The sequence below is a fragment of the Pseudomonas sp. FBCC-B35 genome, assembly GCF_059133755.1.
In genome coordinates this window covers 3332823-3353203 of the sequence record NZ_CP101439.1, presented here as the reverse complement: position 1 = coordinate 3353203, position 20381 = coordinate 3332823, and the positions used below count along the sequence as shown (strand labels likewise).

The following is a 20381-nucleotide window of genomic DNA, read 5'->3' as shown; positions in this document are numbered from 1 at the left end:
AGAATCGACAGCATGTACAAACTCCAAGTCCAAGACCTGCACAAGCGCTACGGCAGCCACGAGGTCCTCAAGGGTGTTTCTCTGGCGGCCAAGGCAGGCGATGTCATCAGCATCATCGGCTCCAGTGGCTCGGGCAAGTCCACCTTCCTGCGCTGCATCAATCTGCTGGAGCAGCCCCATGCGGGCAAGATACTGCTCAACAACGAAGAGCTGAAACTGACCCCCGGCAAGGATGGCGCACTCAAGGCAGCCGATGCGCGCCAACTGCAACGCATGCGCTCGCGCCTGGCGATGGTGTTCCAGCATTTCAACCTGTGGTCGCACATGACGGCGCTGGAGAACATCATCGAAGCGCCGGTGCATGTGCTGGGGGTCAGCCGCAAGGAGGCGCTTGAGAAGGCCGAGCACTACCTTGAGAAGGTCGGGGTCGCCCACCGCAAGGATGCCTTCCCAGGCCACATGTCCGGTGGCGAACAGCAGCGGGTGGCCATTGCACGGGCGCTGGCCGTTGAACCTGAGGTCATGCTGTTCGACGAACCGACCTCGGCCCTGGACCCTGAGCTGGTCGGCGATGTGCTCAAGGTGATGCAGGCATTGGCCCAGGAAGGCCGGACCATGGTGGTGGTAACCCACGAAATGGGCTTTGCCCGCGAGGTGTCGAACCAGTTGGTGTTCCTGCACAAGGGCCTGGTCGAGGAGACCGGCTGCCCACGCGAGGTGCTGGCCAACCCGCGTTCGGAACGCCTGAAGCAGTTCCTGTCCGGCAGCCTGAAGTAAAAGCTGCTTTTCTGCACCACGATAGGGCATGCTGCGTGTCACGCGCAGCCTGACCCGGCGCATCGAATCGAACGATCTCAGGTTTCGGACCTTACCCTATGACCACCCAGCGAATCGGTTTTCTCATCTGGCCCAGCACCCGGCCACTGACCCTGGCGCTGGCCGAAGAAGTCCTGCAGGTGGCGCAGCGGGTCCATCCCGATGTGGTGTACGAAACACTGTTCCTGCAGGCCGAAGCCCCGGTCGAAGGCAGCTGGCGCATGCCGGGCGAGCCCTGGAACGGGCGCCTGGAAGGGTGCCACAAGCTGTTTCTGATGGCCGATGAAGCGCCGGGCAACATCGGGGCTGGCCTGTCGACAGCGCTCAAGCAATTGGCCCGAAGCGGCTGCATGATTGGCGGGTTGTCTGCCGGGGTCTATCCACTGGCCATGCTCGGCCTGCTCGATGGCTATCGCGCGGCCGTGCATTGGCGCTGGCAGGACGATTTTGCCGAACGGTTCCCCAAGGTCATCGCCACCAGCCACCTGTTCGATTGGGACCGCGATCGCCTGACGGCCTGCGGCGGCATGGCGGTAACCGACCTGTTGCTGGCAGTGCTGGCCCGGGACCATGGCGCTGAGCTGGCAGGCGCGGTGTCCGAGGAACTGGTGGTCGAGCGTATTCGCGAGGGCGGTGAGCGCCAGCGCATTCCGCTGCAGAACCGGCTGGGCTCGAGCCACCCCAAGCTCACTCAGGCGGTGCTGTTGATGGAAGCCAACATCGAGGAGCCGCTGACCACCGATGAAATTGCCCAGCATGTCTGCGTGTCACGGCGACAGCTCGAGCGCATCTTCAAACAGTACCTGAGCCGGGTTCCGAGCCAGTATTACCTGGAGCTGCGCCTGAACAAGGCACGGCAGATGCTGATGCAGACCAGCAAGTCCATCATCCAGATAGGCCTGTCGTGCGGCTTCTCCTCCGGCCCGCATTTCTCTAGCGCCTACCGCAACTTCTTTGGCGCCACGCCCCGTGAAGACCGCAATCAGCGACGCAACAGCAGCCCGTTCGAACTGAGTTCCGCGCCGGCTGAAAAAGGCTAGTCGACGTGTCAGCGCGGCCGGGCTGCACAACTAGGTGAACACCCGTTCACCCAGCTTCTTCTCTGCCGTACACTGCGCGATTGCGACAGTGTTTGTCGCATTGCCGAAAGCCCGCCCGAATGCCGGTTTTGCGCTGTAACAAGTTGTCGCTTGGCCGCAAGGCCACGCGGTCTTCGTTCCTTACAATCCCCCCATCGCTCGCCACTTTCAGGTCAGCGATCCTCTTCAGGAGACTCAGATGTCCGTTGAGCAAGCCCCGGTGCTACGTGCCGATTTCGATCAGGTCATGGTCCCCAACTATTCCCCGGCGGCCTTCATTCCTGTGCGAGGCGAGGGCTCCCGTGTCTGGGACCAGACTGGCCGCGAATTGATCGACTTTGCCGGTGGCATCGCCGTCAATGCACTGGGTCATTGCCATCCGGCCTTGGTCAAGGCACTGACCGATCAGGCCAATACCCTGTGGCATGTATCCAACGTCTTCACCAACGAGCCGGCCCTGCGCCTGGCTCACAAACTGGTAGAGGCCACGTTTGCCGATCGCGCGTTCTTCTGCAATTCCGGCGCCGAATCCAACGAGGCGGCGTTCAAGTTGGCCCGTCGGGTAGCCCATGATCGCTTCGGCCCTGAAAAGCACGAGATCATCGCAACGCTCAACAGCTTCCACGGCCGCACGTTGTTTACCGTGAGCGTGGGTGGTCAGCCAAAGTATTCCGATGGTTTCGGGCCCAAAATCACCGGGATCAGCCACGTGCCCTACAACGACCTGGAAGCGTTGAAAGCGCAGATTTCCGACAAGACCTGCGCTGTCGTGATCGAGCCGATCCAGGGTGAAAGCGGTGTGGTCCCGGCTGACAAGGCCTATCTGGAAGGCGCGCGCGCCTTGTGCGACCAGCACAATGCCTTGCTGATATTCGATGAAGTACAGACCGGTGTCGGTCGTACCGGGTCGCTGTACGCCTACCAGCACTACGGCGTGACGCCCGACATCCTGACCAGCGCCAAGAGCCTGGGCGGCGGCTTCCCGATTGGCGCCATGCTCACTACCAATGACCTGGCCAAGCACCTGGCTGTCGGCACCCACGGTACGACTTACGGGGGCAACCCGCTGGGCTGCGCGGTGGCCTGCGCCGTGCTGGATGTGATCAACACCCCGCAGACCCTGGCGGGCATCAAGGCCAAGCACGAGCGATTCAAGGCCCGTCTGGAGCAGATCGGTCGTGACAATGGGCTGTTCAGTCATGTCCGCGGCGTGGGCCTGCTGATCGGTTGTGTGCTTTCCGAGGCCTGGCAGGGCAAGGCCAAGGACGTGCTCAATGCCGCCGAGAAAGAAGGCGTCATGGTGTTGCAGGCAGGGCCTGACGTGGTGCGCTTTGCCCCTAGCCTGGTTGTCGAAGATGCCGACATCGACGAAGGCCTGCAGCGCTTCGAACGTGCCGTGGTCACCTTGACCCAAGGCTGAGCCGGCTCGCAGGGTTGGCGCCGCGCCGGTTGCAACACCGGCCGGTGAGCCCGGATTCCAACGCAGGCGCCTGGCGCCTGCCTTTTTCACGCGCCGCCATTGGCAGCGCGTTTTCCAAGGAGTGACACCATGCTGGTGATGCGCCCGGCGCAAATGGCTGATCTGAACGAAGTGCAGCGAATGGCTGCGGACAGCCCCATTGGTGTCACCTCGTTGCCGGACGACAGCGCTCGGCTGGGCGACAAGATCGCCGCCTCCGAAACTTCCTTCGCCGCCGAGGTGAGCTTCAACGGCGAGGAACGCTACTTCTTCGTACTCGAAGACAGTGAGACCGGCAAGCTGGCTGGCTGCTCGGCCATCGTTGCCTCGGCAGGCTATTCCGAGCCTTTCTACAGTTTTCGTAACGAAACCTTCGTTCACGCCTCGCGGGAACTGAAGATCCACAACAAGATTCACGTCCTGTCGCTGTGTCACGATTTGACCGGCAATAGTTTGCTGACCAGCTTCTACGTGCTGCCCGAGCTTGTGGGCAGTGGGTGGGCCGAACTCAATTCCCGGGGTCGCCTGTTGTTCATGGCATCGCACCCCGAGCGGTTCGCCGAGTCGGTTGTGACGGAAATCGTAGGCTTCAGCGACGAGCAGGGCGAGTCGCCTTTCTGGGACGCCATCGGGCGCAACTTCTTCGACTTGAGCTACGCCGATGCCGAGCGCCTGTGCGGCCTCAAAAGCCGCACGTTCCTGGCTGAACTGATGCCCCATTACCCTATCTACGTGCCGTTGCTGCCTGACGCTGCGCAGGAAGCCATGGGCCAGGTGCACCCGCGGGCGCAGATCACCTTCGACATCCTCATGCGCGAAGGCTTCGAAACCGAGCACTACATCGACATCTTCGATGGCGGCCCGACCCTGCATGCCCGTACCTCCGGTATTCGTTCGATTGCACAAAGCCGCGTGGCGCCCGTGAAAGTCGAGCCGGTGGCGGCCCGCGGCACGCGGCCGTACCTGGTCTGCAATGGCCAGCTGCAAGATTACCGTGCAGTGCTGGTGGAGTTGGACTGGGTACCTGGCAAGCCCGTCAGCCTGAGCCAGGAGGTGGCCGACGCCCTGGGCGTGGGCGAGGGTGCCAGTGTGCGGCTGGTCGCGGCCTGAGCGCCGACCGTCATCTTGCAGGATTAGCAGAGTTTCGCGCCGGTTGATGCCGCCGCACAAGGAGATAGCATGATCGTTCGTCCTGTACGCAGCAGCGACCTGCCTGCGTTGATCGAATTGGCACGCAGCACCGGCACCACGGGGCTGACCACGCTGCCTGCCAACGAGGAACGCCTGGAGCATCGCGTAGGGTGGGCGGAAAAGAGCTTTCGCGGTGAAGCCGAGCGCGGTGATACCGACTACCTCTTCGTGCTGGAAAACGACGAAGGGCTGGTCGTGGGCATCAGTGCAATCGCTGGCGCCGTAGGCTTGCGCGAGCCTTGGTACAACTACCGCGTCGGGCTCACCGTCAGTGCGTCCCAGGAATTGAAGATCTACCGCGAGATACCCACGCTGTTCCTGGCCAACGACCTGACCGGCAATTCCGAGCTGTGCTCGCTGTTCCTGCGCCATGACTACCGCTCAGGGCTCAATGGTCGGCTGTTGTCCCGGGCGCGCATGCTGTTCATCGCCGAGTTTCCCGAGCTGTTCGGTCAGAAGATCATGGCGGAGATGCGTGGCATGTCCGATGCCCAGGGGCGCTCGCCGTTCTGGGAAAGCCTGGGGCGCCACTTCTTCAAGATGGAGTTCAGCCAGGCCGACTACCTGACGGGTGTGGGCAACAAGTCTTTCATCGCCGAGCTGATGCCCAGGTTCCCGCTTTACACCTGCTTCCTGTCCGAAGCGGCGCGCAGCGTGATCGGCCGGGTGCATGCCGACACCGAGCCAGCATTGGCCATGCTCAAGCAGGAAGGCTTCACCTATCAGGGGTACGTGGACATTTTCGACGCAGGGCCTGCCATCGAATGCGACACGGCCCGCATCCGCGCGGTACGCGACAGCCAGACACTGGTACTGGCCATCGGTACGCCTGGTGAGGATGCCACGCCCTTCATCATCCACAACCGTAAGCGCGACGACTGCCGCATCACGGCCGCCCCGGCTCGGCTGGCGGCGGGCACCTTGGTGGTCGACCCGCTGACGGCCAAGCGCCTGCGCATGGGTGCAGGCGACAACGTGCGGGCCGTGCCCCTGTCGGCCGCCCGGGAGGGCCAGTAAATGACCACGCATTACATCGGCGGTAACTGGGTAGCAGGGCGCGGCGAGCACCTGGCATCGCTCAACCCGGTGAGCCAGGCGACCGTCTGGCAAGGTCAAGGGGCTGATGCAGGCCAGGTGCGGACTGCCGTACAGGCCGCGCGCCAGGCGTTCCCCGCCTGGGCGCACATGAGCCTGCAGGGGCGCATCGAGGTGCTGGAACAGTTTGCCGCGCAGCTAAAACAGCATGCCGACGCGCTGGCCTATTGCATTGGTGAGGAAACCGGCAAGCCCTTGTGGGAATCGGCTACCGAAGTCACCAGCATGATCAACAAGGTGGCGATCTCGGTGCAGAGCTACCGTGAACGCACCGGCGAGAAGAGCGGCCCACTGGCTGACGCCACTGCAGTGCTGCGGCACAAGCCACATGGCGTGGTGGCGGTATTCGGGCCTTACAACTTCCCCGGTCATTTGCCGAACGGGCATATCGTCCCGGCGCTGCTGGCTGGCAACTGCGTAGTGTTCAAGCCCAGTGAGCTGACGCCCAAGGTGGCCGAGCTGACCGTCAATTGCTGGATTGCCGCCGGCCTGCCTACCGGGGTGTTGAACCTGGTGCAAGGGGGGCGTGACACGGGTGTGGCCTTGGCCGCCGACCCTGGCATCGATGGCTTGTTCTTCACGGGCTCCAGTGGTACTGGCCATCTGCTGCACCAGCAGTTCGCCGGCCGCCCCGACAAGATTCTGGCCCTGGAGATGGGCGGGAACAATGCGCTGGTGGTGGACGAGGTCCAGGACCTCGACGCTGCGGTCTACACCATCGTTCAGTCGGCGTTCATTTCGGCCGGCCAGCGCTGCACCTGCGCGCGCCGACTGCTGGTGCCGCAGGGCCCATGGGGCGATCAGTTGCTGGCGCGGCTGGTTCAGGTGAGCCGCACCCTGGCCGTGGGCGCTTTCGATCAGCAACCAGCCCCATTCATGGGCTCAGTGATTTCCCTGCAGGCGGCGCACGCGCTGCTGGCCGCCCAGGCCGAGCTGATCACCGGGGGCGGCGTCAGCTTGCTGGAGATGACGCAGCCGCAGCATGACGCCGCCTTGCTGACCCCGGGTATCGTCGATGTCACGGACGTGGCACCGCGCAAGGACGAGGAGTTTTTCGGGCCGCTGTTGCAGGTGCTGCGCTACCCCGATTTCGAGGCGGCCATTGCCGAAGCCAACAACACCCGCTATGGCCTGGCTGCCGGGTTGCTCAGCGACTCCCAGGCTCGCTACGAGCATTTCTGGCTCCATAGCCGCGCAGGCATCGTCAACTGGAACCGCCAGCTTACCGGCGCTGCCAGCAGCGCGCCGTTCGGTGGGGTGGGCGCCAGTGGCAATCACCGGGCAAGCGCCTACTACGCAGCCGACTACTGCGCCTACCCCGTCGCGTCGCTGGAGGCCACCGGCCTGACCTTGCCGGCAACCCTGGCGCCGGGCGTCACACTATAACGATGGTCGGAGCCTTGCCGATGAAAGCATACGAAGTGAATTTTGACGGCCTGGTGGGGCCCACCCACAACTACGGTGGCCTGTCCTACGGCAACGTGGCCTCTCAAAGTAACAGCCACCAGGGGTCCAACCCGCGCGAAGCGGCGCGCCAGGGGCTGGCGAAGATGAAGGCGCTGGCCGACCTTGGCTTCCAGCAAGGGGTGCTGGCGCCTCAGGAGCGCCCCGATGTGGCCGCACTGCGCCAGCTTGGCTTCGCCGGCACCGATGCCCAGGTGATCCAGCGCGCCGCACGGGAGGCCATGCCGTTGCTGGTGGCCAGTTGCTCAGCGTCGAGCATGTGGGTGGCCAACGCCGCGACAGTCAGCCCCAGCGCCGACACGGCCGATGGTCGGGTGCACTTCACTGCCGCCAACCTCAACTGCAAATACCATCGCAGTATCGAGCACCCCACCACCAGCCGCGTGCTGGCAGCGATGTTCAGGGACGAGGCGCATTTCAGCCACCATCCCGCCTTGCCGGGCGTCGCCCAATTCGGCGATGAGGGCGCCGCGAACCACACGCGGTTCTGCCACGATTATGGGCAGGCTGGGGTCGAATTTTTCGTCTATGGCCGCAGTGCCTTCGACAACCGTTACCCCGCTCCGCAGAAGTACCCAGCCCGCCAGACCCTCGAGGCGTCCCAGGCCGTGGCCCGCCTGCACGGGCTCAGCGCCGACGCGGTGGTCTATGCTCAGCAGAACCCCGCTGTGATCGATCAAGGTGTGTTTCACAACGATGTGATCGCGGTCGGTAATGGGGAGGTGCTGTTCTACCATGAGGATGCGTTTCTCGACACCGAGGCCGTGCTCACCGAGCTTCGCATCAAGCTGGCCGCCAAGGGCGGTGAGTTGCAGGCCATTTGCGTGCCGCGTGCCACCGTATCGGTAGAAGATGCCGTGCGCTCCTACCTGTTCAATAGCCAGTTGCTCAGCCGCGACGATGGGTCGATGCTGCTGGTGGTGCCGGAAGAGTGCCGCAACAATGAGCGGGTCTGGGCGTATCTGCAGCAGCTTACCCGCCTGGGCACGGCGGTGCGGGAGGTGCAGGTGTTCGACCTCAAGCAGAGCATGCAAAACGGCGGCGGGCCGGCTTGCCTGCGCCTTCGCGTGGCCTTGAACGAAACGGAACTGGCGGCGGTGAACCAAGGCGTTATCATGAGCGCCCCGTTGTACGAGACACTGCTGCAGTGGGTCGATCGGCACTACCGCGACCGTCTGGTCGACGCTGACCTGGCCGATCCTCTGTTGTTGCAGGAGTGCCGTACGGCACTGGACGAATTGACCCAGATACTCAAGTTGGGCTCGGTATACCCGTTCCAACGCCAACCTTGAAGAGAGAATTGCAATGACCGACGCCCTGCGCCTGATCCTGGAAGATGAAGACGGCACTCAGCTGGAAACTTCGTGCACGCGCTTTGCCGTGATGTGGCAAGGCAAGGAAGTATGGATCCAGCAGGACGGCCGTGGCCAACTGCTGATCGGGGTGGATGTGGAGGAGGGCGATGCCGAGTATGCCAACCTGCTGCTGCGCCCCCTGGCGACCAACCTGGTCAGCCTGCAACTGGAAATGGAGCCGGCCGACGTGGGCGAAGACGACGACCACGTTCACGGCCCGGACTGCGGCCACCATCACTGAGGACGCCCGCCATGCTCGCCCTTGGCAAACTGCTTGAGCTGACCCTCACCGGCCATGAACCGGCCGAGAAGACCCAAGTGACGTCCAGGGGCGTGCGCCTTCGCTGGCTGGGGCAGGGTGCCCTGGAAGTGAGCCCCAGCGCCGCTGACGACTGCGGCCTGGACCTGTTGCTGTCTGCAGGTATCCACGGCAACGAGACGGCCCCGATCGAGTTGCTCGAACGTTTGCTGCATGGCGTTGCGCGCGGGGATATCGTGCCCAGGGCGCGCGTGCTGTTCCTGTTCGGCAACCCGGCGGCCATCATCAAGGGTGAGCGGTTCATCGAACAGGACATCAACCGCCTGTTCAATGGCCGCCACGAGCAGTCCAGCGGGCCGGAGGCGTTGCGCGCTGCGGAGCTCGAACAGTTCGCACGGGTCTTCTTCAGCAAGCCTGGGCGTAGTCGCCTGCACTACGACCTGCACACGGCCATTCGAGGCTCCAGGATCGAGCAGTTCGCGCTGTATCCCTTCAAGCAAGGACGTGCGCATTCCCGGCGCGAACTGGCCCGCCTGGCAGCAGCGGGCATGGAGGCGGTACTGCTGCAGTGCAAGCCTTCAATCACGTTCAGTGCGTTTACCTACGAGCAGCTCGACGCCGAGGCCTTTACCCTTGAGCTGGGCAAGGCCCGCCCCTTTGGCCAGAACGACGCGGTGAATCTCGACAAGCTCGAAGCCCGGCTAGTGCGCATCCTTCAAGCCACCGAGCCCGATGACGACGTGTCGCTTGAGGGGTTGCAGTTGTTCAGCGTGGCGCGTGAGGTCATCAAGCACAGCGATGGTTTCCGCTTGCACCTGCCAGCAGACATCCAGAATTTCTCCCCGCTGAACAAGGGCTACCTGCTGGCCGATGACCTTGCCGGCGTGCGCTGGGTGATCGAAGAGGAGGGCGCACGGATCATCTTCCCCAACCCCAAGGTTCGCAATGGCCTCAGGGCGGGCATCATCGTAGTACCTGATGACGGTGAAAGCCTGGCCTGAGCCCTAGATGTCGATATCCAGAGCCGGTACCAGTACGCTTGGGGTCAAGGCTTCGTATGCGTCCTGCAGCAGCCTGGCAAGTGCAGTCAGGCCGTCCAGGCCCTTGGCTTGGTAAGGGTCGTACAGTACAGCGGTGTAAGCACCGGGTAGCAAATGGGCGTATCTGGCTGGGATGACGCGGCTCAGGTCGAAGCCTGGTCCCTGCTGCGCCGGGCCTGCATGGCATTGCATGAGCACGATGTCGGGCACATCGGCATAGCCCTGGCGGGCAGCATCCAATGCCCTCTTCAACTCTGGGTAACCCGACAGCAGTGCGAGCTGCTCATACACCCGGTTCTGGAACTGCGGTGTGCCGTAGATGAACAGGTGGTCGATGGCAGTGGTTTCGAACCGCGCATCAGCGCTGGCATTGGCATCCACGCGCAGTGTGCCGTCGGCATTATCGGCCAGCCCCACTGGAATCTCCTGGCCACTGAACAGCAGATGCACACGCTGATCGGGTGTGGACCTGTTCAGTCTCAGCGGCACGCCGTCTATTTCCAGATCCAGGCCGCATTCCTGGTTCAGGCTAACATTCACCGTATCGAGCCAGACCTGGATTTCATCGACGGTGCCTACCTTCACGTTGTCGTCGAATGCCTCGATCACCCTTCGTTGGATGTTGAGCTGGCCAGCCGAATAGAGTTTGTACAGCTCGTAATCAAAATAGACGCGAGACCCCAGACGTTCTTCGCCGTCTGTAGTGTCGTAGGCTAACGCTTCGTCCAGTTCCCCGAAGCTCAAGCGCTCACTATTGTCGCCGCCGTCGATATTGACGGTTTGGGTTACTGCAGTCATGGGCATGATCTCCTGTTCAAGAGCATTCACGCTAAGGCTGCCGGGCTTGCTGGGTGCGGTAGTTATTTAGGCTTGGCCGACGCTGTATTCAATGAGCCGGTGATGCGCAGGGGTGCGTGGCTAATTCTGCCAGGACGCTGATTCCCGGGGCTCAGGCCGCCTGTCGGGGATACCGGTTGCAGGCAACGGTTTCAGGAGTTGCCAGTTGGGAAGCCGGGGATTTAGCATCAGGCGTGATGAATGATTGATGCGTTTGACGCTGCCAATAGCCGATTCGGCCATTTCAATAGCACAAACTCACTGCACCAAGCCTGCAGGCCCGATATAATGCGGCCCTTTGCCGTCGTTTCGTCGACGCTTTGCCCTGATGGGCCGCCGTTTCCGTGGAAGATCCTATGAAAAGCGCAGAAATCCGTGAAGCCTTCCTTCGCTTCTTCGAAGAACAGGGGCATACCCGAGTCGCGTCCAGTTCGCTGATTCCGAACAACGACCCGACCCTGTTGTTCACCAATGCCGGCATGAACCAGTTCAAGGACTGTTTCCTCGGAGCGGAGAAGCGCGCCTATACCCGTGCTGTCAGCAGCCAGAAGTGCGTGCGCGCCGGTGGCAAGCACAATGACCTGGAAAACGTCGGTTACACCGCACGTCACCATACCTTCTTCGAAATGCTGGGCAACTTCAGCTTCGGTGATTATTTCAAGCGCGACGCCATCACCTTCGCCTGGACCTTTCTGACGTCGGAGAAGTGGCTGAACCTGCCCAAGGACAAGCTCTGGGTCACGGTCTATGCCACCGACGACGAAGCCTACGATATCTGGACCAAGGAAGTGGGCGTGCCGGCCGAGCGCATGGTCCGCATCGGCGACAACAAGGGCGCACCCTACGCGTCGGACAACTTCTGGACCATGGGCGACACAGGCCCATGCGGGCCGTGCACCGAGATCTTCTATGACCACGGCGCAGACATCTGGGGTGGCCCGCCCGGGTCGCCCGAAGAAGACGGCGACCGTTACATCGAGATCTGGAACAACGTGTTCATGCAGTTCAACCGTACCGCCGACGGCGTGCTGCACCCGCTGCCGGCGCCGTCGGTCGATACCGGCATGGGCCTGGAGCGCATCAGCGCCGTGCTGCAGCACGTGCATTCGAACTACGAGATCGACCTGTTCCAGAACCTGCTGTCAGCGGCGGCCACGGCCATCGGTTGCACCAACGAGGGGCAGGCCTCGCTGAAAGTGGTGGCCGACCACATCCGCTCCTGCGGCTTCCTGATTGCCGACGGCGTGTTGCCTTCGAACGAAGGCCGTGGCTATGTGCTGCGCCGCATCATTCGTCGTGCTTGCCGTCACGGCAACAAGCTGGGCGCCAAGGGCAGCTTCTTCTACCAGATCGTCGCCGCGCTGGTCGCCGAGATGGGTGAAGCGTTCCCGGAGTTGGGTAGCCAGCAGGCGCACATCGAACGTGTGCTCAAGGCCGAAGAAGAACAGTTCGCCAAGACACTTGAGCAGGGTCTGCGGATCCTCGAGCAGGACCTGGCCCAGTTGCAGGGCAGCGTGGTGCCGGGCGATGTGGTGTTCAAGCTCTATGACACCTACGGCTTCCCCATGGACCTGACGGCCGACATCGCCCGTGAGCGCGAGCTCACCATCGACGAGGCCGGTTTCGAGCGTGAAATGGAAGCCCAGCGCGAACGTGCACGCTCTGCCAGCGCGTTCGGCATGGACTACAACAGCCTGGTCAAGGTCGACAGTGCGACCGAGTTCCTGGGTTATGAGGCCACCGAAGCCTCGGCCAGGATCATCGCGCTGTACCACGATGGCCAGCCTGTGGACCAACTGGGCGAAGGCCAGGAAGGTGTGATCGTGCTCGATCGCACCCCGTTCTACGCCGAGTCCGGTGGCCAGGTGGGCGACTCCGGTTACATCCAGGCAGGTTCGGCGCGCTTCGACGTGCGGGACACCACCAAGACCGGTGGCGCCTTTCTGCATCACGGTGTGGTCGCCACCGGTGCGCTGGTCGTAGGCTCTCCGGTACAGACCAAGGTCGATGCCGACGTGCAGCACGCCACCGCCCTGAATCACTCGGCGACCCACCTGCTGCATGAAGCCTTGCGCCAGGTGCTGGGCGAGCATGTGCAGCAGAAAGGCTCGCTGGTGGACAGCCAACGCCTGCGCTTCGACTTCAGCCACTTCGAAGCGGTGAAGCCTGAGCAACTGAAGGCGCTGGAAGACATCGTCAACCGCGAAGTGCGCCGCAACACGCCTGTGCAAACCGAGTTGACCGACATCGAGACGGCCAAAGCCAAGGGTGCCATGGCCCTGTTCGGCGAGAAATACGGCGATACGGTGCGCGTGCTGACCATGGGTGGCGACTTTTCGGTGGAGCTGTGCGGGGGCATTCATGCCAAGCGCACAGGCGACATCAGTGTCTTCAAGATCATCAGCGAAGGCGGCGTGGCGTCGGGCGTGCGTCGTATCGAGGCCGTGACCGGTGCCGCTGCGCTGGCATATTTGAACGCTGCCGAGGAGCAGGTCAAGGAAGCTGCGCAGCTGGTCAAAGGTAACCGCGACAACCTGATCGACAAGCTGTCGGCTGTGCTCGAGCGCAACCGCCAGCTGGAGAAGCAGCTCGAGCAGCTGCAGGCCAAGGCCGCCAGTGCCGCCGGGGATGATCTCTCCAACGCGGCTGTGGCGGTCAAGGGTGCCAAGGTGCTTGCCGCCCGTGTAGACGGGCAGGATGGCAAGGCCTTGCTCGCCCTGGTCGATCAGCTTAAGAACAAGCTCGGCCATGCAGTGATCCTGCTGGGCAGCGAGCATGAGGGCAAGGTCGTGCTGGTGGCCGGCGTGACCAAAGACCTCTCCAGCCAACTCAAGGCTGGCGATCTGATGAAGCAAGCCGCTGCGGCAGTGGGTGGCAAGGGCGGCGGGCGTCCGGACATGGCGCAGGGGGGCGGCGTCGACGTCGCGGCCCTGGATCAGGCCCTGGCGCTTGCCGTGCCGTTCGCAGAGCAGGGACTTTGAGATGAAGGGCAGGGTGGCTTGAGCGCGATTGGCGTTCATGGCCCTGCTGGGGTGAGTTTTCCTGCCCTTCAGGTTGGATTGTTTTTTGGGGCCCTGTATGGGCTGAGGCACCATTGAAATGGCGTTGATCGTACAGAAATTTGGCGGCACCTCTGTCGGTTCCATCGAGCGGATCGAGCAGGTAGCCGACAAGGTCAAGAAGCACCGTGAGGCAGGCGACGACCTGGTGGTCGTGCTGTCTGCCATGAGCGGCGAAACCAATAGACTGATCGACCTGGCCAAGCAGATCAGCGAGCATCCGGTTCCGCGCGAACTGGATGTGATCGTGTCCACGGGCGAGCAGGTCACCATCGCGCTGTTGGCCATGGCATTGACCAAGCGCGGTGTACCTGCCGTGTCGTACACCGGCAACCAGGTGCGCATCCTGACCGACAGTGCGCACAACAAGGCGCGCATCCTGCAAATTGATGACCAGAAAATCCGCGCTGACCTCAAGGCCGGGCGCGTGGTAGTGGTGGCGGGCTTTCAGGGTGTGGATGAGCACGGCAATATCACCACCCTTGGCCGAGGTGGCTCCGACACTACGGGTGTTGCCCTGGCCGCTGCGCTCAAGGCGCAGGAATGCCAGATCTACACCGATGTCGATGGCGTCTATACCACTGACCCTCGCGTCGTGCCGCTGGCACGACGCCTGGAGAAGATCACCTTCGAAGAGATGCTGGAAATGGCCAGCCTCGGTTCCAAGGTGCTGCAGATCCGCTCGGTGGAATTCGCCGGCAAGTACAACGTCCCGCTGCGCGTGCTGCACAGCTTCAAGGAGGGTCCGGGTACCCTCATTACCATCGATGAAGAGGAATCCATGGAACAGCCGATCATTTCCGGTATCGCCTTCAACCGTGATGAAGCCAAGCTGACCATCCGCGGCGTACCGGACAATCCGGGCGTGGCGTTCAAGATTCTCGGCCCGATCAGTGCATCGAACATCGAAGTGGACATGATCGTGCAGAACGTGGCGCACGATAACACCACCGATTTCACCTTCACCGTACAGCACAACGAATACGAGAAGGCCCAGAGCGTGCTGCAGAACACCGCGCGCGAGATCGGTGCCCGCGAAGTGATCGGTGATACCAAGATCGCCAAGGTTTCCATCGTCGGTGTGGGCATGCGTTCGCACGCCGGCGTTGCAAGCCGCATGTTCGAAGCGCTGGCCAAAGAGAGCATCAACATCCAGATGATCTCCACCTCTGAGATCAAGGTATCGGTCGTGATCGAGGAGAAGTACCTGGAACTGGCGGTGCGCGCCCTGCACACCGCCTTCGAGCTCGACGCCCCGGCTCGACAGAGCGAGTAAGGCCCTGCCTGGGAGGGCGCGGCTTGCCGCGCCCTTCGCGTTTCTGCTCGTTGCGCAGGCTCCGTCCAGGCCTGTGTATTAAGCATTACAGCCCATGTCGGCGTCCACGACTGGGCTGAAAACCCAAAAGACTGTTACCCCTGAATGTTTTGCGTAAGGAGAAAGCTATGTTGATTCTGACTCGTCGCTGTGCGGAGAGCCTGATCATTGGCGATGGCGAGATCACCGTGACGGTGCTCGGCGTCAAAGGCAACCAGGTACGTATCGGCGTCAGCGCGCCAAAAGAAGTGGCTGTTCACCGCGAGGAAATCTACCTGCGGATCAAGAACGAGAAGGACGAGGAGCCAAGCCTTTAATTCTTTTGAAGTTTTTTTCAAAAAAAGGGTTGCAGACGAGGAAGAACCTGTTTAATATTCGCCTCGTGTTGCGGTGAGGTGGCCGAGTGGCCGAAGGCGCTCCCCTGCTAAGGGAGTATACCTCATAAGGGTATCGGGGGTTCGAATCCCCCCTTCACCGCCATTATTCGCTTAGGTTGCTGTAAGTTGTAAGAACGCTAAGTAGTTGATTTTAAACGAAAAAGTTCTTGCAAAAATGTTTCAGCAACCTATAATGCGCGGCAAGACACGGACTCATAGCTCAGCTGGATAGAGTACTCGGCTACGAACCGAGCGGTCGCAGGTTCGAATCCTGCTGAGTCCGCCACTTTTGAAGTGGCTTTGTTATCAAGGCTGTTTCAAGAAACCAGTGGTAACCTGGTCTAAAACTACCAAACGGACTCATAGCTCAGCTGGATAGAGTACTCGGCTACGAACCGAGCGGTCGCAGGTTCGAATCCTGCTGAGTCCGCCACTTTCGAAGTGGTTTTGTTATCAAGGCTGCTTCAAAAACCAGTGGTAATCTGGTCTAAAACTACCAAACGGACTCATAGCTCAGCTGGATAGAGTACTCGGCTACGAACCGAGCGGTCGCAGGTTCGAATCCTGCTGAGTCCGCCATACCCAAACAGGAAGCCCGCTCATTGAGCGGGCTTTTTGTTTTTCCAGGGTTTGTACTCCCAATCGCTTATACGCCCTACGCCCTACGCCCTACGCCCTACGCCCTACGCCCTACGTTTTACATACGGCTAAGGCGCTCTGTGCCTGCATGCCAAGCCCTTGGCAGGGCGCACACCCAGCTCGCGCAATGCCATTGCACCGATGGTTTCATGCGTTGTCAGAGCAATGACGCGCAAACGATTGTTATAGCCAAAAATTTAAGCGATCTGTCAGCTTGAGCAGTGTATGATTGCGCCCGTCAGCCCCGCCGGGGCTTGTGGATTACCACCATGGACTTACCCAGTAGTTACTCCCCAAACCGTTTCGTACAGATAGATCTAATCGATTGATTCCCCCGGCGTGCTCCGCGGCTGGGAGTGGAGTTCGCCTATGACTGAAGTAGAAGTAAAGAAAGCGCAAGAAAGCCTTCAGGACCGCCTGTCCCAGGTCGTTGACCTGCTTCAGCGCCAGCGCCTGGTCGAAGATGTCACCCACCGCCAGGAGGGTGCGCACAACGACCTGGTAGAAAACCTCGTCCACCGGCAGAATCTCGTCGAGTTGCAGCGCAAGCTCGATGACCTGCACCCCGCCGATATCGCCTACATCCTCGAAGCCTTGCCCCTCGAAGACCGCCTGACGGTCTGGCAGCTGGTGCGCTCGGATCGTGACGGCGACATTCTGCTTGAAGTGTCAGACGCCGTGCGCCAGTCGTTGATCGCCGACATGGACGATCACGAGCTGCTGGCTGCCGCCAAGGAAATGGACGCCGACGAGCTGGCCGACCTGGCACCTGAGTTGCCACGGGATGTGGTCCACGAGCTGATGGAAACCCTCGATGCCCAGCAACGCGAGCGCGTACGCTCTGCGCTGAGCTATGACGAGGAACAAGTCGGCGCGCTGATGGACTTCGAGATGGTGACCATCCGTGAAGACGTCAGCTTGGAAGTGGTATTGCGTTACCTGCGCCGTCTCAAGGAATTGCCCAACCACACCGACAAGCTGTTCGTGGTCGATCACGATGGCATTCTCAAGGGTGTGTTGCCGATCAAGCGCCTGCTGGTCAACGACCCAGACAAGCAAGTGGCCGACGTGATGGCCACCGATCCTGTGTCCTTCCACCCCGATGAAGACGCCTACGACGCAGCCCAGGCCTTCGAGCGCTATGACCTCGTATCGGCACCGGTCGTGGACAAGAGCGATCGGCTCATCGGTCGTCTGACCATCGACGAAATGGTCGACCTGATTCGCGAAGAGAGTGAGAGCGAAGTGCTAAACATGGCCGGTCTGCGCGAAGAAGAGGACATCTTCGCGTCGGTTTGGCGTTCGCTGCGCAACCGTTGGGCGTGGCTGGCCGTGAACCTGATCACCGCTTTCGTCGCATCCCGGGTGATCGGCTTGTTCGAAGGGTCCATCGAGAAGCTGGTTGCCCTGGCTGCGCTGATGCCGATCGTGGCGGGCATCGGTGGCAACTCCGGCAACCAGACCATCACCATGATTGTGCGCGCCATGGCCCTTGACCAGGTATCTCCCGGTAATACCTCGCGCCTGATGCGCAAAGAGCTGGCGGTGTCCTTGATCAACGGATTGATATGGGGTGGCGTCATCGGTGCCGTGGCCTTCTGGCTCTATGGCAGCTGGTCGCTGGGCCTGGTAATGACAGCCGCGATGACCTTGAACCTGCTGCTCGCGGCCCTGATGGGCGTGTTGATACCGATGACCTTGACGCGGCTGGGGCGCGACCCGGCAATGGGGTCGAGCGTGATGATCACCGCAGTCACCGACAGCGGCGGCTTCTTTATCTTCCTGGGGCTCGCCACGGTGTTCCTGCTCTAACGGCTCGGGGCGTTACGCCTTGCGTAACGCCTGGCCTGCCTGGGTGATAGATGGCAGGTAAGCGGCTACCCCTTAAAACAAAAAAGCCAGCATCAGCTGGCTTTTTTGTGGGTGACAGCAAAGGTTTGCGTCAGGAAGCGTCGGCGGCCATTTCCACGTCATGGGCAATCAGGGCAACCAGCGCATTCTGCTGGCGATGGGAGAGCTGGCGGAAGCGTTGCAGCAGTTCGCGTTCGTGCAACGACAGTTCAGGGCTGTCCAGGCGCATGCTCAATTCCTCACCCAGGGCACCTTCCTGGATAAGGCTCTGCTCCAGGCGTGCAATGATCTCCGAGTTCATGCTGCGGTGGTGGTTGCGTGCTACCTCGGCGATGCGCTCACGCATCCCGTCTGGCAGGCGAACGACGAACTTGTCAGCAGTGCGGCTCGAATAAATAGCCTGTTTCATTGGGCGCATATAAATTGACCAGATTTTGGTTCAGGGGAAGCGGTTCTCAAATTGGCCGCGCGGGGTGGAAATACGACCGCCTTATCGCCAAAATGTTCAACCGGTTGTGCAGATGGACGCTCATCTTGCCTCAATGCTGCCGTTTCCTTGGCGTCAATTCTGTGACAAATAGTGATCTTCATAAAGGCTTTATGCCAGTACCAATTATCAGAAATGAGCACTGGTTAAAATTTTCCCATGTCCAATAGCGGCCTCACGTCAGACGTATCCCCGCGAATCCTGCAAAAAACCTGAAACCTGCGCCGAAAGTAGCGTCAAACGCACAGGTTCTTAACCAGAGAGCATAGTGGCAATGCACCATGATGCAAGCTGCGTTTCGCCGCCTAGAGGCAAGCTGATTCTGTTGATCGGACCGTCTGGCGCGGGCAAAGACTCATTGATCGACGCTGCCCGACCGCAGCTGGCGGCAGCGCGTGTCGAAATCGCCCGTCGAGTCATCACACGCTCGCCTGAGGCCAAAGGGGAGGCCGCAGTAGGCGTCGATGCCGAGCAGTTCGAACGGATGAAGCTGCAAGGCGCATTCGCCATGCATTGGCAGGCCAATGGGTTGCAGTACGGTATCCCCCGGCAGATAGACGAGTGGCTAGCGCAGGGCAGGTCGGTGCTGGTAAACGGCTCGCGCGGTCACCTGGCTCAGGCGCGTATCCGCTACCCTGACTTGCTGGCCATCCGTGTGGACGTCAGTCTCGATATCCTGCGTCAACGCCTGCAGGCCCGCGGCCGGGAGACTCAAGCCGAGATCGACCAGCGCCTGGCTCGGCATGTCAGCTTGAGTGATGCGGCCGACGATGGCGTACGAACGGTGGACAACTCGACTACGCTGTCCACGGCAGTGGAGGCCTTGCTGGGCGTGTTGCGAGAAGAGGGCGTTATCCAGGCTAACTAGGGCTGCGGAAAAGGATTACGCTCAAATGGCACTCCAACACATGACAAACGGCGACACGCTGGTTAACATGCACGCCGTCCCGCTGAGCAGCGCCTGCTGCCAGTTGTTGTGTCTCAGTAGCTCAATTGGATAGAGCATCCCCCTCCTAAGGGGAAGGTTGCAGGTTCAATTCCTGCCTGGGACGCCACCAAAATCAAGGCGTTAAGCCATTTTTCTGAGCATCATTATTACTGTATGGGTGCATTATGGGTGCAGCTGTCCGTGCAGCTACCATTCACAGCGCTGATTTTCTCGTCGGAAAGCCTGTGTAAATTACGGAAAAAGGCGGTCAAAGCTTGTTGACGTATTGACCGAGTGCTTCATAATTGCAGGCCTTACGCCATCAGGTTGCCATGGATGACCACGAACGTTATTTGCCGGACCCAAAAAATTCTCGCCAGCGACTCTCGTTGGTCGACAGATCCTTTGGCCGACTATCCGGACTGCATAGCGTTCATCGATGACACGGGCTTCGACAAGCTCGCCGTCTCCAAGCTTTATGCGCTGGTCTTCGCTGGTGACGGCGAGTTGATCGCTCGCTGGAAATCTTGGTTCTTGGCGCCTACATTGAATTTCTTCAATGCTCCACCGGTACATCGCCTTATCCCAGATACCAACAGGCTCCATTCTATTGTCATCAGTCTGGTCAAGAATTCGACGGCTGAGGTGGTGTTTTCGTCGGGGAACTTCATGGCTCACCGTGAAAATGCTCGGTTTGCCGGAAGTGGCGCGCAGTTTGCAAGAGACTGCTACGCCGTCAATTCTTGTGCCAAAAAAGCTGTGGTAACAGCCGGAGGCTCCGATCCTGCGACGGGTGGAGAAACAAAATTTGTGGAACTGGACACTGGAAGAAACAATCTCAGTGTCATGCAGACTACACTCTTCGATATGAAAAACGCTCTTGAGCAGCGGGGGTACATCATGGAAATAGGGACTAAGAAGGTCACACCGATCAACGAATGGCAGCCAAATGCCGGCGGAGTACGCCAGGCCATTGCGAACGCCGTTGCGTCCGTTTCCGCCCCAACCGGTCTACCTACTCGCTGCTGGACCGAGCAAGAACAGAGCGAACTGATGCGGGCTCTTCAGCAAGTAGCTATCGAGGAAGGTCGCACTGCCTAGCGTCTACTTGTGAAAAAAGCCCGGCCTGC

General features: G+C 60.9%; 17 protein-coding genes and 5 tRNA genes. 20 read left to right on the top strand and 2 right to left on the bottom strand.

Annotation, left to right across the window (positions count from 1 at the left end; translation table 11 throughout):
* Positions 1-12 precede the first annotated feature (12 nt).
* The 9 genes from NMB38_RS15205 (at position 13) to astE (ending at position 9719) form a co-directional block, all read left to right on the top strand.
* Positions 13-777 (top strand): ABC transporter ATP-binding protein, encoded by a 765-nt coding sequence (locus tag NMB38_RS15205; protein ID WP_027915914.1) that lies wholly within the window; start codon positions 13-15, stop codon positions 775-777.
* A 98-nt stretch (positions 778-875) separates the two neighbouring features.
* Positions 876-1856: a transcriptional regulator ArgR gene (gene argR, locus NMB38_RS15200; RefSeq protein WP_023533814.1), complete on the top strand. Its 981-nt coding sequence runs from the start codon at positions 876-878 to the stop codon at positions 1854-1856.
* Positions 1857-2094: 238 nt separating this feature from the next.
* Positions 2095-3315, top strand: coding sequence for an aspartate aminotransferase family protein (locus NMB38_RS15195; protein ID WP_028688027.1), 1221 nt, complete (start codon positions 2095-2097; stop codon positions 3313-3315).
* Between the two features lie 129 nt (positions 3316-3444).
* On the top strand, positions 3445-4464 hold the full coding sequence (gene aruF, locus NMB38_RS15190) for an arginine/ornithine succinyltransferase subunit alpha (RefSeq protein WP_027915916.1): 1020 nt from the start codon (positions 3445-3447) through the stop codon (positions 4462-4464).
* Between the two features lie 69 nt (positions 4465-4533).
* The gene (gene astA / locus NMB38_RS15185) at positions 4534-5562 is read left to right on the top strand and encodes an arginine N-succinyltransferase (RefSeq protein WP_023533743.1); all 1029 of its coding nucleotides are present in this window, start codon (positions 4534-4536) and stop codon (positions 5560-5562) included.
* Positions 5563-7026, top strand: coding sequence for a succinylglutamate-semialdehyde dehydrogenase (gene astD / locus NMB38_RS15180; RefSeq protein WP_028688026.1), 1464 nt, complete (start codon positions 5563-5565; stop codon positions 7024-7026).
* Positions 7027-7046: 20 nt separating this feature from the next.
* Positions 7047-8396 (top strand): N-succinylarginine dihydrolase, encoded by a 1350-nt coding sequence (gene astB / locus NMB38_RS15175; protein WP_027915918.1) that lies wholly within the window; start codon positions 7047-7049, stop codon positions 8394-8396.
* Positions 8397-8409: 13 nt separating this feature from the next.
* A complete protein-coding gene (locus NMB38_RS15170) occupies positions 8410-8700 on the top strand; it encodes a type IIA topoisomerase (DNA gyrase/topo II, topoisomerase IV), A subunit (RefSeq protein ID WP_023533754.1) in 291 nt (96 codons plus the stop codon).
* Between the two features lie 11 nt (positions 8701-8711).
* Entirely contained in the window at positions 8712-9719 is a 1008-nt protein-coding gene (astE, locus tag NMB38_RS15165) for a succinylglutamate desuccinylase (protein WP_028688025.1), read from the top strand.
* Between the two features lie 3 nt (positions 9720-9722).
* Here astE and NMB38_RS15160 read toward each other — a convergent pair whose 3' ends face one another.
* Entirely contained in the window at positions 9723-10556 is an 834-nt protein-coding gene (locus NMB38_RS15160) for a hypothetical protein (protein WP_028688024.1), read from the bottom strand.
* A 395-nt stretch (positions 10557-10951) separates the two neighbouring features.
* Here NMB38_RS15160 and alaS point away from each other — a divergent pair, with 395 nt between their 5' ends.
* The 8 genes from alaS to mgtE all read left to right on the top strand — a co-directional run bounded on the left by alaS (position 10952) and on the right by mgtE (position 17797).
* Positions 10952-13576 (top strand): alanine--tRNA ligase, encoded by a 2625-nt coding sequence (gene alaS / locus NMB38_RS15155; protein WP_028688023.1) that lies wholly within the window; start codon positions 10952-10954, stop codon positions 13574-13576.
* 118 nt (positions 13577-13694) lie between these two features.
* A complete protein-coding gene (locus NMB38_RS15150; protein WP_023533761.1) occupies positions 13695-14930 on the top strand; it encodes an aspartate kinase in 1236 nt (411 codons plus the stop codon).
* Between the two features lie 167 nt (positions 14931-15097).
* Positions 15098-15286, top strand: coding sequence for a carbon storage regulator CsrA (csrA, locus tag NMB38_RS15145; RefSeq protein ID WP_023533771.1), 189 nt, complete (start codon positions 15098-15100; stop codon positions 15284-15286).
* A gap of 72 nt (positions 15287-15358) precedes the next feature.
* A tRNA-Ser gene (locus NMB38_RS15140) sits at positions 15359-15449 on the top strand.
* A 106-nt stretch (positions 15450-15555) separates the two neighbouring features.
* Positions 15556-15632 (top strand) — tRNA-Arg (locus NMB38_RS15135).
* A 70-nt stretch (positions 15633-15702) separates the two neighbouring features.
* Positions 15703-15779 (top strand) — tRNA-Arg (locus NMB38_RS15130).
* Between the two features lie 69 nt (positions 15780-15848).
* Positions 15849-15925: transfer RNA gene (locus NMB38_RS15125), tRNA-Arg, on the top strand.
* Positions 15926-16354: 429 nt separating this feature from the next.
* Positions 16355-17797, top strand: coding sequence for a magnesium transporter (gene mgtE, locus NMB38_RS15120; RefSeq protein ID WP_023533822.1), 1443 nt, complete (start codon positions 16355-16357; stop codon positions 17795-17797).
* A gap of 130 nt (positions 17798-17927) precedes the next feature.
* Here mgtE and NMB38_RS15115 read toward each other — a convergent pair whose 3' ends face one another.
* Positions 17928-18254 carry an Arc family DNA-binding protein gene (locus tag NMB38_RS15115; protein WP_027915923.1) on the bottom strand — a complete coding sequence of 109 codons (327 nt, stop codon included), beginning with the start codon at positions 18252-18254 and terminating at the stop codon, positions 17928-17930.
* Between the two features lie 343 nt (positions 18255-18597).
* Between NMB38_RS15115 and phnN the strand changes: the two genes are divergently transcribed.
* The 3 genes from phnN to NMB38_RS15100 all read left to right on the top strand — a co-directional run bounded on the left by phnN (position 18598) and on the right by NMB38_RS15100 (position 20352).
* A complete protein-coding gene (gene phnN, locus NMB38_RS15110) occupies positions 18598-19191 on the top strand; it encodes a phosphonate metabolism protein/1,5-bisphosphokinase (PRPP-forming) PhnN (RefSeq protein WP_049695616.1) in 594 nt (197 codons plus the stop codon).
* Between the two features lie 110 nt (positions 19192-19301).
* Positions 19302-19378, top strand: a tRNA-Arg gene (locus tag NMB38_RS15105).
* A gap of 209 nt (positions 19379-19587) precedes the next feature.
* Positions 19588-20352 (top strand): hypothetical protein, encoded by a 765-nt coding sequence (locus tag NMB38_RS15100; RefSeq protein ID WP_494354827.1) that lies wholly within the window; start codon positions 19588-19590, stop codon positions 20350-20352.
* The last annotated feature ends 29 nt before the right edge of the window (positions 20353-20381 follow it).

Bases quoted from the DNA above. Each gene is read 5' to 3' on its own strand.
- NMB38_RS15205 (WP_027915914.1), top strand. From the start codon at position 13: ATGTACAAACTCCAAGTCCAAGACCTGCACAAGCGCTACGGCAGCCAC.
- argR (WP_023533814.1), top strand. From the start codon at position 876: ATGACCACCCAGCGAATCGGTTTTCTCATCTGGCCCAGCACCCGGCCA.
- NMB38_RS15195 (WP_028688027.1), top strand. From the start codon at position 2,095: ATGTCCGTTGAGCAAGCCCCGGTGCTACGTGCCGATTTCGATCAGGTC.
- aruF (WP_027915916.1), top strand. From the start codon at position 3,445: ATGCTGGTGATGCGCCCGGCGCAAATGGCTGATCTGAACGAAGTGCAG.
- astA (WP_023533743.1), top strand. From the start codon at position 4,534: ATGATCGTTCGTCCTGTACGCAGCAGCGACCTGCCTGCGTTGATCGAA.
- astD (WP_028688026.1), top strand. From the start codon at position 5,563: ATGACCACGCATTACATCGGCGGTAACTGGGTAGCAGGGCGCGGCGAG.
- astB (WP_027915918.1), top strand. From the start codon at position 7,047: ATGAAAGCATACGAAGTGAATTTTGACGGCCTGGTGGGGCCCACCCAC.
- NMB38_RS15170 (WP_023533754.1), top strand. From the start codon at position 8,410: ATGACCGACGCCCTGCGCCTGATCCTGGAAGATGAAGACGGCACTCAG.
- astE (WP_028688025.1), top strand. From the start codon at position 8,712: ATGCTCGCCCTTGGCAAACTGCTTGAGCTGACCCTCACCGGCCATGAA.
- NMB38_RS15160 (WP_028688024.1), bottom strand. From the start codon at position 10,556: ATGACTGCAGTAACCCAAACCGTCAATATCGACGGCGGCGACAATAGT.
- alaS (WP_028688023.1), top strand. From the start codon at position 10,952: ATGAAAAGCGCAGAAATCCGTGAAGCCTTCCTTCGCTTCTTCGAAGAA.
- NMB38_RS15150 (WP_023533761.1), top strand. From the start codon at position 13,695: ATGGCGTTGATCGTACAGAAATTTGGCGGCACCTCTGTCGGTTCCATC.
- csrA (WP_023533771.1), top strand. From the start codon at position 15,098: ATGTTGATTCTGACTCGTCGCTGTGCGGAGAGCCTGATCATTGGCGAT.
- mgtE (WP_023533822.1), top strand. From the start codon at position 16,355: ATGACTGAAGTAGAAGTAAAGAAAGCGCAAGAAAGCCTTCAGGACCGC.
- NMB38_RS15115 (WP_027915923.1), bottom strand. From the start codon at position 18,254: ATGCGCCCAATGAAACAGGCTATTTATTCGAGCCGCACTGCTGACAAG.
- phnN (WP_049695616.1), top strand. From the start codon at position 18,598: ATGCACCATGATGCAAGCTGCGTTTCGCCGCCTAGAGGCAAGCTGATT.
- NMB38_RS15100 (WP_494354827.1), top strand. From the start codon at position 19,588: ATGACCACGAACGTTATTTGCCGGACCCAAAAAATTCTCGCCAGCGAC.